A 14486-nucleotide genomic window follows, 5' to 3' on the forward strand; every position below is an offset into this window, starting at 1 on the left:
GGACAAATAGGCAAGACAGAATGCCTTGCCCATAAGTTCCTATTTTTTACGACGTACATCCTATAAGTCAGACAATTGCTGCCTTAAAATACCGAGTTCATCACGAAGTTCGGCTGCTTTTTCGAATTCAAGCTGTTTAGCGGCCGCCTTCATGAGACGCGTAGTTTCTTCAATCTTGTTAAATACATCTTCCACGGTTAATTCCGGTGCCGCTTCATAAGTAGCGGTGCCATCAGCCACAGCTTGTACCCCTTTAGCCTTGCCTGACGTTTTGGCGCCGCCTTTATTACCCGCTTTAGCGCCTGTTTTGGCAGTGCGCCCTTTTTTAGCGGAAGCAACAGCCGCTGCGCCGTCATCGTAGCCATCATTTTTACCGCGACCGGTGCGCTTAGCACTACCGGCTTTACTACCGGCCTCTTCTTCTTCCAATTTAGTCAATTCAATCAATTCTTTAACTTCTTTATGAATCGATTTTGGCGTAATATTGTGTTTCTTATTGTAGGCGTTCTGTACTTCACGACGGCGTTCCGTTTCAGTGATTGCCCGATCCATAGAACCTGTAATACGGTCCGCATACATAATAACACGACCATTTTCATTACGCGCCGCACGACCGATAGTCTGAATCAAAGAGGTATCACTGCGGAGGAACCCTTCCTTATCCGCATCAAGAATAGCCACCAAGGAAACTTCCGGCATATCCAGACCTTCACGAAGTAAGTTAATACCCACCAACACATCAAAAACACCGGCCCGCAGGTCACGAATAATATCGGCACGCTCAATGGTGGCAATATCGGAATGTAAGTAGCGCACACGAATGCCCACTTCTTTGAGAAACTCCGTCAAATCTTCCGCCATTTTCTTCGTCAATGTCGTTACGAGGACACGCTCATTCTTAGCGGCCCGCACTTTAATTTCGCCTAACAAATCATCCATTTGCCCTTTAATGGGACGCACTTCAATAAGCGGATCCAATAAACCGGTAGGACGAATAATCTGCTCCGCAATATTGGTCTGCACTTCCATTTCATACGGGCCCGGTGTAGCCGATACGTATACAATCTGATTAATTCGCTCTTGGAATTCTTCAAACTTCAACGGGCGGTTATCCAAAGCGGAAGGCAAACGGAAGCCATACTCGATTAAGTTTTCCTTACGAGCCCGGTCGCCATTATACATGGCCCGCAATTGTGGAATCGTTACATGGGATTCGTCAATCAAAATCAAAAAATCATCCGGAAAATAATCAATCAACGTATACGGTGCTTCCCCCGGTTTACGATTGGATAAAAGGCGGGAATAGTTTTCGATGCCTGAGCAATAGCCCATTTCCTGCATCATTTCAATATCGTAACGAGTTCGTTGCTCCAAACGCTGGGCTTCCAGTAAACGGTCCCGTGATTTAAGAAATTCCAACTGCTCCGCCAATTCTGTTTCAATACGCTCAATGGCGAGTTGCAATTTTTCACGGGTCGTTACATAGTGAGAGGCCGGATAAATGGCCACATGCTTGCGATCGGCAATTACTTCACCGGTCAAAACATCCACTTCGGACAAACGGTCAATTTCATCGCCGAATAATTCAATGCGAACGACTCGTTCACTATTGGCTGCCGGAAATACTTCTATCGTATCGCCGTGGACACGGAAAGTACCACGGGTAAAATTAATATCATTGCGACTGTATTGAATATCCACCAGTTTTTTCAAAATATCGTCACGACTTCGTTCTTGCCCCAAACGGAGCGATACAACCAAATCGCTGTAGTCTTCCGGGTCACCTAAGCCGTAAATACAGCTTACAGAGGCCACAATAATCACATCGCGACGCTCAAACAAACTCATTGTAGCCGAGTGACGCAATTTATCGATTTCATCGTTAATGGATGCATCTTTTTCAATATATGTATCGGTTGACGCAATATATGCTTCCGGTTGGTAAAAATCATAATAAGACACAAAATATTCCACCGCATTATTGGGAAAAAAGCTTTTAAACTCACTGCATAATTGCGCAGCCAAGGTTTTATTATGAGCAATAACTAAAGTCGGTTTTTGCACGCCTTCAATTAACTTGGCCATGGTATAGGTTTTACCCGTACCGGTAGCCCCCAACAGAACCTGTGCCCAGTCGCCGTTATTGACGCCCTGCACCAACGATTGAATGGCTGCCGGCTGATCGCCCATTGGTTCAAAAGGTGCTTCAACCTTAAAAGGAGTCATATTACCTTCGTAATTACGATGAATATGTGGATGTGCCATATTATTTACCTTCTTCACGCATGAGGCGTTCTGCTTCGGCCTGAGCCATGGCAGCTTCTTCCGCTCTCACCTTTTCGATATGCTCTTGCAAACGTTGCTTTTCCAATTCATTCATTTCCGTGCGTTTACCGTCAGCTTCTTGAATGGGTGTATCCACACCTTCCAAGACTTCAATCAATAAGGCTACGGCTTTTTTATCAAGCCCTTCTTTATTGGCAATCTCAGTTGGTAAAATCCACTCTTCCGGCGTAAAATGTTCGATGCGATCATTCAATTGATTCCAATTTTGAAGCATCAAGCGTGTCACCGGACGATACATTTCATTGCCGATGTAAGCCAATAAATCGCCTAATGTATCCAGCGCTTCGGATGGTGCGCCGAAATGATTAGCTATATTTTCAGCCCGTGCATAAGCTACCAACTCAGCACGGCTCATTTGATTATTCATTCGTACTCATTCCTTTATCAAACAAGGCATTGGCAAATTCTTTCGCATTGAATGGTTTTAAGTCATCAATTTTTTCACCGATGCCAATCCAACGAACGGGAACCCCCAGTTCTTCTTTAATGGAAATTACGACGCCCCCTTTGGCGGTGCCGTCTAATTTAGTCACAATAATACCGGTAATCGGTACAGCCTGGCCGAATAATTTAGCTTGGCTAACCGCATTCTGACCGGTGGTGCCGTCCAAAATCAATAGGGTTTGATGCGGCGCTCCCGGAACCTGACGGTCTGCTACGCGGCCGATTTTCTTCAATTCTTCCATCAAGTTGGTTTTTGTGTGCAAACGGCCGGCTGTATCGATAATCACAATATCTGCATTACGTGCTTTCGCCGATGCCAAGGCATCGTATACGACAGCGGCCGGATCGGCCCCTTCCTGATGTTTTACGATAGGCACATCGGCTCGTTCCGCCCAGATAGTGAGCTGTTCGGAAGCGGCTGCACGGAACGTATCGGCTGCCGCCAACACCACCTTTTTGCCGGCTTCTTTATAATAATGAGCCAGTTTGGCAATAGTCGTTGTTTTACCTACCCCATTAACGCCCACTACCAAAATAACTTCCGGCGAATGCATTTCCAAAGTTTCTTCCTGTTCTTCCAGTAACTTCGTAATGTATTCTTCAATGTAGTTCATCACTTCATTGGTATGATTGATTTTGCCTTCCGTAACACCGCGACGAATTTCTTTCATCAAAAGTTCCGTCGTCTTACTGCCCAGGTCGGCGGTAATCATGGCGACCTCCAAATCATCCAAGAAGTCGTCGTCAATCTTGGCATAGCCGATAATGACCGTTTCAATGGCTTCGGTAAACTTCTTTTTCGTATTTTCTAAGGCATCGCCGAAACCAAGAAATTTCTTGGTTTTATTCCAAAAACTCATTACATATCCTCCTCTATTTCATCAAAGGCTACTGTTAACAATCGGGAAACACCTCGTTCCACCATGGTAACACCTTGTAATACCAAGGCCGCCTCCATAGTTCGTTTACGATGCGATACAACAATAAACTGCGTATCGTCACCCAGTCGTTGTAAATAGCTGCCAAAACGTTCTACATTGGCTTCGTCCAACGCCGCGTCCACTTCATCGAGCACACAGAACGGTGCCGGTCTGTAATCCAAGAAGGAGAACAGCAAGGCTATAACTGTAAGGGCCCGCTCACCACCGGACAACAGCGTTAACTGTTGGCGTTTTTTACCGGGTGGTTGAATATAAAAATCAATGCCGCTGGTCAAAATATTATCCGGATCGGTGAGCACTATCTGAGCTGTGCCGCCGCCGAACAACTTGCTGAACACGGCCTGAAAACGATCGCCCACCACTTCAAGGACTTCGCCGAGCTGTAAGGCCATCGCTTTATCAATCTCTGCAATAACCGCTTCCAACTGAGCCTTAGCCTGTTCCAAATCGGATTGCTGCGTTTCATAAAAAGCCTGTTTCGTCTGCGCCGCTTCATATTCAGCTACCGCTTCCGGGTTAACCGCCCCTAAGGCTTCCAGTTCAGCACTCAACTTACCTTCTTCGAGACGCCAATCCGCTACAGCCCCTTCCGGCTGTAAAGCCTGTGCTTCTTCTCGTGAAAAACCGAGTTCGGCGATTTTTTGTAAAGCCTGTTCGCTATTCATTTCATATTTTGCCAGCTGACCTTCCATCTGCACCAAACGCTGTTGAACCCTTTTTTGACGAGTATCCAAAGTTTCGCGCTCCGTGGAATAATCAGCTAACGTTCGCTGCTGTTCACTATGTGATTCATACAGCGCGTCGCGCTGCTTGGCTAATTCCGCCGTCGCCTTAGCTTGGGCTTCATAAGCATGCTCCAAATCACTCAATTTCTGTGGTAATTCAGTATTTACCTGTTGTTCACGAACATCCAGCTGCATTTGTAACGGCTTCATACGCGCTACATTTTGCTCGATAGCGCTTTGCCAATCATTGATTTGCTGTTCACCGTAACTTTGTTGCTGCTTTAATTGTTCATAGTGCAAACGTGCATCTTGACGCACCTGACCGACTTCGTCCTGCGCTTTTTGACAGCGCTCCAATTCAGCCAGGGTCACCGAATGACCGCCATCAGCCTGAATATTTTCATTCAAAGTCTTAAGAGCACTTTCCGCTTGTGCCAATGTCATCGTAACACGAGCCTGTTCACCGGTCAAACGGTCCTGCTCCGCCAAATTGTTTTGCAGCACCTGTTCCTTGCGCAACTTTCGTTCCCGCGTTGTTTTTAAAATGGATTCCGCCGTCAAAAGCAAGGTATGCTGCTCATCCCAACTATTTTGTTTCGCTGCCAACTGTTCACTTAATTCTTCAAACTGTTTTTCGTAGTCAGCGGCAGCTTGTTGTTTTTTAACTAACTCTGCTTGTAATACCTGCAATTTGGTATTTAACAGGCCCATCTCTTCTTTTTGAGCCATAACGGAGGCTTTACGCCGTTTGGTCACACCACCGGCTAAAGAACCGCCCGGTTGGAATTGTTCGCCTCCCAGTGTCACTAAACGAAGCTGTTGCTTATATTTTTTCTGTAGAGCAATAGCCTGCTCCATCGTTTCCACTACGAGAGTACGCCCCAACAAGTAGGTGAAAACACCACGATACGTTTCATCAAAAGTAATACAATCTACGGCCCGCCCCAATACGCCCGATTCATTGAGAGCCGGTGTATTAATGGCCTGACCGTGCACCGTTTCTAACGGTAAAAAAGTAACGCGACCGCCTTGAGTCCGTTTTAAATAGGCAATACAATCAGCGGCAGCTCGCGAGGTACGCGATACTACATGGTTAATACTGCCCCCTAAGGCAATATCGAGAGCCGTGGCAAATTCCGGCTTTACCGTAAACAAATCACCGATAGCCCCCAGTAAGTCCTGCTGCCACGGCTCCTTAGCGGCCAGGGCGTTACGCGTACCGTCTGCATAACCTTCATGCTGTTCAGCCCACTGCGCCAAGAGTTGTAAACGTCCTTCCATGCGTTGTTCTTCACGGCGCCCGGTTTGAACGTCCCGTTCCAACTGTTGACGAAGTTTTCGTAATTCCCCTAATGTTTGCTGCTCTTGGTCCCGTTCGGCGCGATTAGCTTCCTGCTGCTCTTGCAAAGTCTGCTGCTTCGTTAAAGCTTCCGCTTCTTCGGCCCCCACCGTTTGCAATTCTTCCGTCAAAGTGGTTACCAGTTCGCCTGTTTTGGTAAGTTCGCCGTTTAAAGTTTGTAATTCTACGCGGAATTTTTCCACTTGACCGACTAACTGTAATTGTTCATCATGGCGTGCGGCCACCGCTTTTTGCGCCGTTTGGAACTCACCTTGAATGCGCTGCAATTCTTGACGAGCCGCTTCATACGCTTGCTCAGCCGTCTGCAAAGCCGCTTCTTTGGCCGTCAATTCACCGGCACCGTCGGCCAACAGTTTCTGATGGACCAACACTTTTTGCTTGTCACCGGCGATAGTCGCTTCTATTTCATGAATACGATCACGCAATTCCTGCAGTTCTTTGTCCGCATTCCGCAATTGCTCGGCCAGCACATTTTTTTCCCCTTCGAGCCGGGCTTCTTCTTTTTGAGCTTTCGCATATAATTCTTCTTGTTGCCGCAAAGCTTGCTGTTGTTCCTCGGATTTTAACTTTAACTGCTGTTCCCGTGCACCTAAACCGGCCAGTTCCGTATTGATTTCTATTTCTTCCTGCTGCAACGCAATCTTTTCATTTTCCTGTTTTGTGAATAAACGATCCGCCACTTTATAATCGTGAAAAGCCAACGCTCCGTCATAGAGGCGTTTCTTTTGACTTAATTCGGCATGAGCCTGTGTCTTGGCCGCCTTCTCTCGGAGCGGTTCCATTTGCTCTTCCAAATTCGCCATCAAATCGGCCACCCGTTCCATGTTGCGGTCCGTCTGCCCCATGCGGCGCAATGACTCATCTTTATTCATTTTAAAACGGGAAATACCGGCCACTTCTTCAAAAAAAAGGCGGCGATCTTCCGGTTTGCTGTTTAAAATAGCATCTACCCGATTCTGCCCGATAATGGCCATGGAATCGCGTCCTAAGCCTGTATCAGCCAATAAAGCCTGAATATCCTTCAAGCGACAAGCTTTTTTATTGATAAAAAACTCACTTTCACCGCTACGGTAGATACGACGCGTCAAGGCAACTTCCGCTAAATCGGGATGTAAACGTTTGTCGCTGTTATCGAACACCAAGGTTACTTCCGCGGTGCTCATGGGACGACGCTTTTCCGTACCGGCAAAAATTATATCTTCCGCTTTTTGACCACGTAAATGGCGCACATTGGATTCGCCCAGCACCCAACGCATGGCATCGGTAATATTACTTTTGCCGCTCCCGTTAGGACCTACGATAGCCGTCATGCCGGGTGAAAATTTTACAATTGTTTTGTCCGCAAAGGATTTAAATCCTTTTAACTCTAATCGTAAGAGTTGCATGCAAACCACCTTTCCGTGTGTCTTAAGTCACTTTAAATATATCTAATAACGTACCTTTTATTATATCACATTATACCTAAAATTATCGATAAAAAGTAGAACATTATCCGAAAATTTGTTTGTCTTTATTCCGAACATAGCTTTCGCTTTTTTTGAGCCCTGTTCATACCATTGCCAAGTGCAGTCTGTATAGCATTCTGCCAAATATTTCATATTCCGTTGCTTTTCGCCACGCACTTTTGATGTAAGTTGACGCGGATACAGGACGGTCACCGAATGCATTGGTAAGCTCGCCGCTCTATGGTCCCGTAAGACTTTTAAAAATCGCTGTAACCACTGATAATTCGTCACCAGTTCCCCCATGGCCGGTTCGTAAGGACCGCCTACTAAACCGATACCTGCATCCAATTCCGGCGTACTCTGCAGTCCCGTACGAATCACCGTGATATGATGCTCTTCAAAATACTCTTTTAAAAAGGCACTATACGTTACCGCTTCCGCCACCGTTAGCGGCGTGTAGCGACCGGCTCTCACATCATCGGCCAGCTCCGTATCTTCAATGACTAGAACCGGATAAATGCGCACAAAATCAGGCATCAACTCAGCCACGGCTACCGCCGTATTCACTAACGTATGCCAGTTTTCACCGGGTAACCCCGGTAATAGCTGAATACCAACGGTAAAACCATGTTCTTGCAATCGCTGAACGGCTCCCACAACCTCTGCCGACGAATGACCTCGTTTAGCTCTCGTTAAAATCGTGTCGTCCATGGACTGCACACCAATCTCAACGGTGTTCACACCATAGGCTTTTAACAGTGCTATCTCCGTCTCGCCAAGCGCATCAGGACGAGTGGAACAACGTATGGCATCAATCTCACCGTTTTGCAAGGCCTCATAGGCCGGTTCCAACAAAGAGCGTTGTAAGTCTTCCGGCAACGCGGAAAAACTACCGCCATAGAAGGCCACTTCCCAATATTTTTCATGCCGCTCGTTGCCGATATATTCGTCTATGGTAGCTTTCACATCAACCTCAGAAGCTCTTGCTCCGCCGGCGGCAATGCGATGCTGATTACAAAATACACATTGCTGCGGACAGCCTGCATGGGGTATGTAAAAAGGAATCAAACCGTGAGGCTTATCGTTAGCTATGCTGTTATTTTTGTGTTGGTTCATTTTTACCTACCTCATTTTTGTTAAAAATTTCTACCACTATACATTATATCAGAATATGAAAAAGGAGCGGATTAGCCGCTCCTCTATTTACCATATACCTGAATTAATCCTGCGTCAATCGACAAGCATTTTTGCCGATTAAATAATCAAGTGTAACTTGAGCCGCATTTTGTTCAGCTTCTTTTTTACTTTTACCGGTACCGGAACCATAGGCCTTGCCTTCAATCCGCACTTCCATGCAGAAAATCTTATCATGGTCGGGTCCCGATTCACTGAGCAAGGTATAGACGATTTGTTTCTCGCCTTCCTGCTGCACATATTCTTGCAACATAGTCTTATAATCCTTGCCGAGCTTACCGTCTTTCGCTTTTTCCAAATATCCTTGCAAATGACTCAATACGAACTGTGCCGTTACTTCATAGGAAGTATTTACATATAAAGCACCGATAACGGCTTCAAAGGTGTCCGCTAAAATCGACGCCCGTTCCCGACCGCCCGAAGTCGCTTCGCCTCGCCCAAGCAATAAATAATTACCAAAATGTAATTTGGAACTACATGTGGCCAACGAGGTTTCGCAAACAGTGGCTGCCTTTATTTTTGTCAGTTCACCCTCAGTCATTTGAGGATATGTTTTAAACAGATACTCACCGATGATTAAGTCCAAAACGGCATCGCCCAGAAATTCCAGACGTTCGTTGTGCTTAACGCGAGCTGCTCTATTTTCATTTGCATAAGACGTATGCGTAAACGCTCTGTCGAGCAAATTTATATCTGTCAAAGGGATACGCAAACGCGCCACAAGCTCTCGAAGCGCTGCTTCGCGAGCTTGGTGCGAGATTGTCTTATGAGTCTTACGGCCCTTCAATTAGTCCTCGTAACGACGAACGAGTAATGTTGCATTATGACCGCCAAAACCGAAGGAATTGGATAATGCGCAATTCACTTTCAATTCACGAGCCCCTTCTTTAACATAGTCCAAATCGAGTTCAGGATCCGGATTAGTCAAGTTGATGGTTGGGTGAATTTTACCGGTTTCAATCGCCATAGCCATAACGATGGCTTCAATAGCACCGGCTGCGCCCAATAAATGGCCTGTCATGGATTTAGTCGAGTTAACTGCCAAGGATTTAGCATGGTCACCGAATAATTCCTTAATAGCCATAGTTTCGTTTTTGTCGTTAAGACCTGTGGAAGTACCATGAGCATTGATGTAGTTAATTTCACTAGGATCGATGCCTGCATCTTTAATGGCCAATTCCATACATTTACGAGCTTGTAAACCGCCCGGAGCCGGAGCTGTAATGTGGTAAGCATCACCATTGCTGCCGTAACCGATTACTTCAGCGTAGATATGAGCACCACGCGCTTTAGCATGTTCTAATTCTTCAAGCACAACGATACCGGCGCCTTCACCCATAACGAAACCGTCACGATCGGCGTCAAATGGACGGGATGCTTTTTCAGGTTCATCATTGCGGGTAGACATAGCTTTCATAGCTGCGAAACCGGCCACTGCTGCTGGAGATACAGCTGCTTCAGTACCGCCGGCAAACATAATGTCTGCGTCACCGCGAGCTACGATGCGGAATGCATCACCAATGGAATTTGTACCGGATGCACAAGCCGTAATATCCGTAATAGCCGGACCACGAAGACCGAGTTCGATGGACACACGGCCGGATACCATGTTGGCAATCATCATAGGTACTGCAAAAGGACTTACACGATTAGGTCCTTTCTGGAATAATGTAACATAAACATCGTGGATGGAGTCAATCCCACCGATACCGGTACCAACTACAGTACCGCAACGGTCGCGATCTTCTTTATCCAAATCGAGATTGGAATCGCGTAAAGCAAGAACTGCTGCGGCGATTGCAAATTGAGAGGAGCGGTCCATACGACGAGACTCTTTCTTCTCTACACCATACTGCGTAATATCAAAATCCTTAACTTCACCGGCAATGCGGGTAGCATATTCAGAAGCATCAAAATGAGTAATCGGGCCAATCCCGGATTTACCCGCCAATAAAGCTTCATAAAAAGCATCTTTACCGATACCTACAGGCGTTACAGCCCCTAAACCGGTAATAACAACACGTTTTTCCAATTATTTCACCTCACATGTAAACTATGCATTGAAATACATTAATCAATCTGAGATACTTCCGCTAACAAACGACGGAAAATCTCCTTAACCGGCAAAATCTCATCTACTTTGCGCATATTATTGCCGGAGAATACCAAACCGGTTTCCACATCACCTTGCTGTGCCCGTTCTAAGGCTTTAATCAAGCAAAATTTGTGAGAACAATGCTTTAAGCAACGGTCACATTCAGTTGGTGGCTGTACAGTACCGTCCAATACAGAAGCAGCGAATTTGTTACGAATCGCCTGCCCCGGCAATCCTACCGGACTCTCTATCAATACAACATCTTCAGGCGCTTTAGCACGTAAGTACATTTTTTTAAGCTCATCCGATGCATTGCATTCTTCACTAGCTGCAAAACGACTACCCATTTGTACGCCGTTTGCTCCTAATTTCATCATTTCGACAATGTCTTTCCCGTCGAGAACGCCACCCGCTCCTATTACCGGGATATTTTTAACGGCCTTCAACACCTCCGGTACAATCTCACGCGATGAGCGATTTGTACCTAAATGACCACCGGCTTCACTGCCTTCAACGATGACAGCGGCCGCACCCAAGCCTTCAGAAATACGAGCCAATTTCCCGGAGGACACAATCGGAACAATGGGAGTACCCGATTCTTTCCCCATACCAAACATATCACGAGAAAAACCTGCACCGGCTACAACGAGGTCAATACCTTCTTCAATAGCCGTTCGCACTAGGCCAGCAAACTCGGAAGCTGCTACCATTGCATTTATACCAATAATACCCGTAGGTGATAATTTTCGAGCTAATTTAATTTCATAACGTAATTCATCAAATGGCATACCGGAGGCCGCAATTAGACCGATGCCACCTTCATTAGCTACAGCTGCTGCAAGACGAGCCGTAGACAATCTGATTGCCATGCCGCCTTGAATGATTGGCACCTTTGCTACCAGATTTCCGATGCGAAGTTCAGGGAGCTTCACTATAAATTCCTCCTGTTACGTATACCGACTAGGAGGCGTTGCCGCCTCCTACCGGTGCACAAGTAAGTCTTACGCTTCTTTGATAGAATCGATGTATTCTACCGTATCTTTCACTGTTTTAATTTTTTCAGCTACATCATCAGGAATTTCAACATTGAATTCTTCTTCGAAAGCCATGATCAATTCAACGATGTCTAAGGAGTCAGCTCCTAAGTCGTCAATGAATGTAGAATCAATCTTAACTTCAGCTTCGTCAACGCCTAACTGTTCCACAACGATCGCTTTAACTTTATCAAACGTGGTCATTGTGATTTCACCTCCTTTCATTGTTTGCTCTATATATATTAGCTACATTACCATGCCGCCGTCAACATTAATGACTTGACCCGTAATATAACTCGACATATCACTGACTAGGAAAGCAGCTACAGCAGCTACTTCATCCGGCTCTGCCATACGGCCCAACGGAATCGTGTGAACCATGGCGTCTTTCACTTTATCAGGTAAAACATCCGTCATGTCGGTGTGAATAAAACCCGGTGCAATCGCATTCACGGTAATACCGCGGGATGCCAATTCTTTAGCACAAGTTTTAGTAAAACCGATTACGCCGGCTTTTGAGGCACTATAGTTGGCCTGGCCTGCATTACCGGTCACACCTACAACCGATGTCATATTAACAATTTTACCGCTGCGCTGTTTCATCATAATTTTGGAAACCGCTTTGGTCATCAGATAAACACCTTTCAAGTTGATGTTGATAACATCATCCCAATCGCTGTCTTTCATACGCATGAGCAAACCGTCACGGGTAATGCCGGCGTTATTTACTAAAATATCGATGCGACCGAAAGTTGTGTGCGCTTCGTCAACCATAGCCGCTACTTCTTCGGCATTGCCTACATTAGCTTTAATTTTGATAGCCTTGCGGCCCATAGCCAAAATAGCATCTACGGTTTCTTGCGCAGCCCCTTCGCTGCCGCTGTAATTCACTACTACGTCGGCACCCTGTTTAGCCATTAACAAAGCAATGGCACGGCCAATACCACGAGAGGCACCGGTAACTAAAGCAACTTTATCTGTTAACTGCATTTTATCGAACCCCTTCTAAAAATTCAATAGTTTTCCCTAAGGAATCTACATCTTCTACATTAGCCAATTGCATTTCTTTGTTAATTTTTTTGGTAAAACCGGTCAAAACTTTGCCCGGACCTACTTCTACGAAGTTGCCTACGCCATAATTAATCATGGTAGCTACGCAATCTTCCCAAAGAACAGGATGAGCCGCCTGGATAACGAGGGATTCTTTAATAGCGTTCGCATCGGTCAAAATTTCACCGGTTACGTTAACTACTACCGGAATCTTGGCATCGTTAACAGTTACTTTGTCCAATTCGTCTTTCAAACGGGCCGCAGCCGGTTCCATCAAACGGCTGTGGAACGGAGCACTTACCGGTAACATAACGGCACGTTTCGCGCCGGCTGCTTTCATTTCTTCAGCAGCTTTTTCTACGGCAACCGTAGCACCGGCAATTACGATTTGACCCGGGCAGTTGAAGTTTACTGCCTGAACGGAACCGACTTCTTTGTCGATTTTTTCACAAATCGCCACTACTTCTTCACGAGGTAAAGCCAAGATAGCCGCCATGGCACCTTCACCCAATGGAACAGCATCCTGCATGAATTCACCGCGTTTATGAACGAGGTAAACAGCATCTTTAAAATCAAGTACGCCGGCTGCCACTAGAGCGCTGTATTCGCCCAAGCTGTGACCGCCCACGATATCAGGAGTAAAGCCCTTTTCTTTCAATACTTCATAACAAGCAACGCTGGCTGTTAAAATAGCCGGTTGTGTGTTAGCCGTTTTAACCAATTCGGTATCAGGACCTTCAAAGCAAAGCTTCGTAATGGAGTAGCCCAATGCTTCATCAGCTTCAGCAAAACGCTGTTTTACAATGTCATAGGCATTATATAAATCTTGAAGCATACCTACTTTTTGAGAACCTTGGCCAGGAAATACAAATGCTGTTTTCACTAGTAACGCCTCCTGTATTATTTAATGATCTTTTGTAAGCCGCCGATTACGGTTTCGGTTTCGGCCATAATATCGCGAATGATTTGAGCACAAGGTTTTACATCCTGTAACATACCGGAAATCTGCCCAATCATAACGGAACCGTTTTTAACGTCCCCTTCAATAGCCGCTTTGCGAAGTGCACCGGCACCCAAAGCTTCCAATTCTTCTTTAGGAGCACCGCTGAATTCCAATTCCTGGTACTGATGGGATAATAAGTTTTCTAAAATACGAACCGGATGACCTGTCGTAAGACCAGTCATAACGGTGGAACGGTCTTTTGCCTTTAATACGGCTTCTTTATAGTTAGCATGAGCAATACATTCTTCGGATAATACAAAACGTGTGCCCATTTGTACCGCACTGGCGCCCAAAGCGAAGGCTGCAGCCGCACCGCGACCGTCAGCAATACCGCCGGCAGCGATAACCGGTACGTTTACAGCGTCAGCAATCTGAGGAATTAAGCACATAGTTGTGATTTCCCCTACGTGACCGCCCGATTCGGTACCTTCCGCAACTACCGCATCAATACCGCCGCGCAACAAACGTTTAGCGAGCAATACGGAAGCTACTACAGGAATAACTTTAGTACCGATTTCTTTTAATGCAGGCACGTATGTACTCGGATTACCGGCACCGGTTGTAATTACCGGAACGCGTTCTTCCAAGACAACTTGCATAACTTCTTTAACAAACGGCGACATCAACATGATGTTACAACCGAAAGGTTTATTGGTACGTTCTTTTAATTTATGAATTTCATTACGGAATACGTCCGGTGGCATATGTCCGGCACCGATAATACCGAGACCGCCCCCTTCGGACACAGCCGCAGCAAGTTCAGCGGTACCAAGCCAAGCCATACCACCTTGGAATATAGGATACTCAATCCCTAACAAATCGCAAATATCAGTCTTAATCATGATGGTT

12 protein-coding genes are annotated in these 14486 nt (G+C 45.9%); all 12 read right to left on the reverse strand.

All coding sequences use genetic code 11. The features are described 5' to 3' along the window. Positions 1-60 precede the first annotated feature (60 nt). Positions 61-2265 (reverse strand): excinuclease ABC subunit UvrB, encoded by a 2205-nt coding sequence (uvrB, locus tag MXE28_RS02435; protein WP_247239764.1) that lies wholly within the window; start codon positions 2263-2265, stop codon positions 61-63. A gap of 1 nt (position 2266) precedes the next feature. Continuing rightward, positions 2267-2713: a hypothetical protein gene (locus tag MXE28_RS02440; protein ID WP_156704585.1), complete on the reverse strand. Its 447-nt coding sequence runs from the start codon at positions 2711-2713 to the stop codon at positions 2267-2269. Next, complete coding sequence (gene ftsY, locus MXE28_RS02445) at positions 2706-3650, reverse strand: signal recognition particle-docking protein FtsY (RefSeq protein ID WP_156704582.1); 945 nt, start codon at positions 3648-3650, stop codon at positions 2706-2708. The genes MXE28_RS02440 and ftsY overlap by 8 nt, the downstream gene beginning before the upstream one ends. Further along, a complete protein-coding gene (gene smc / locus MXE28_RS02450; RefSeq protein WP_226974282.1) occupies positions 3650-7201 on the reverse strand; it encodes a chromosome segregation protein SMC in 3552 nt (1183 codons plus the stop codon). Before smc ends, ftsY begins: the two co-directional genes overlap by 1 nt. A gap of 60 nt (positions 7202-7261) precedes the next feature. Beyond that, positions 7262-8377 (reverse strand): radical SAM protein, encoded by a 1116-nt coding sequence (locus MXE28_RS02455; RefSeq protein ID WP_226974281.1) that lies wholly within the window; start codon positions 8375-8377, stop codon positions 7262-7264. 103 nt (positions 8378-8480) lie between these two features. Then, the gene (rnc, locus tag MXE28_RS02460) at positions 8481-9242 is read right to left on the reverse strand and encodes a ribonuclease III (RefSeq protein WP_021841452.1); all 762 of its coding nucleotides are present in this window, start codon (positions 9240-9242) and stop codon (positions 8481-8483) included. Beyond that, positions 9243-10487 (reverse strand): beta-ketoacyl-ACP synthase II, encoded by a 1245-nt coding sequence (fabF, locus tag MXE28_RS02465; protein WP_021841451.1) that lies wholly within the window; start codon positions 10485-10487, stop codon positions 9243-9245. A 38-nt stretch (positions 10488-10525) separates the two neighbouring features. Beyond that, positions 10526-11482, reverse strand: a complete 957-nt coding sequence (locus tag MXE28_RS02470) for a nitronate monooxygenase (protein ID WP_247239765.1) — start codon at positions 11480-11482, stop codon at positions 10526-10528. A 69-nt stretch (positions 11483-11551) separates the two neighbouring features. Beyond that, entirely contained in the window at positions 11552-11788 is a 237-nt protein-coding gene (locus MXE28_RS02475) for an acyl carrier protein (RefSeq protein ID WP_006554975.1), read from the reverse strand. 42 nt (positions 11789-11830) lie between these two features. After that, entirely contained in the window at positions 11831-12574 is a 744-nt protein-coding gene (fabG, locus tag MXE28_RS02480; protein WP_021841449.1) for a 3-oxoacyl-[acyl-carrier-protein] reductase, read from the reverse strand. Position 12575: 1 nt separating this feature from the next. Further along, a complete protein-coding gene (gene fabD, locus MXE28_RS02485) occupies positions 12576-13517 on the reverse strand; it encodes an ACP S-malonyltransferase (protein WP_021841448.1) in 942 nt (313 codons plus the stop codon). 17 nt (positions 13518-13534) lie between these two features. Beyond that, entirely contained in the window at positions 13535-14479 is a 945-nt protein-coding gene (gene fabK, locus MXE28_RS02490) for an enoyl-[acyl-carrier-protein] reductase FabK (RefSeq protein WP_006554978.1), read from the reverse strand. Between the last annotated feature and the right edge of the window lie 7 nt (positions 14480-14486).

It is taken from the genome of Veillonella sp. KGMB01456, from assembly GCF_023051165.1.
GTDB lineage: Bacteria > Bacillota > Negativicutes > Veillonellales > Veillonellaceae > Veillonella_A.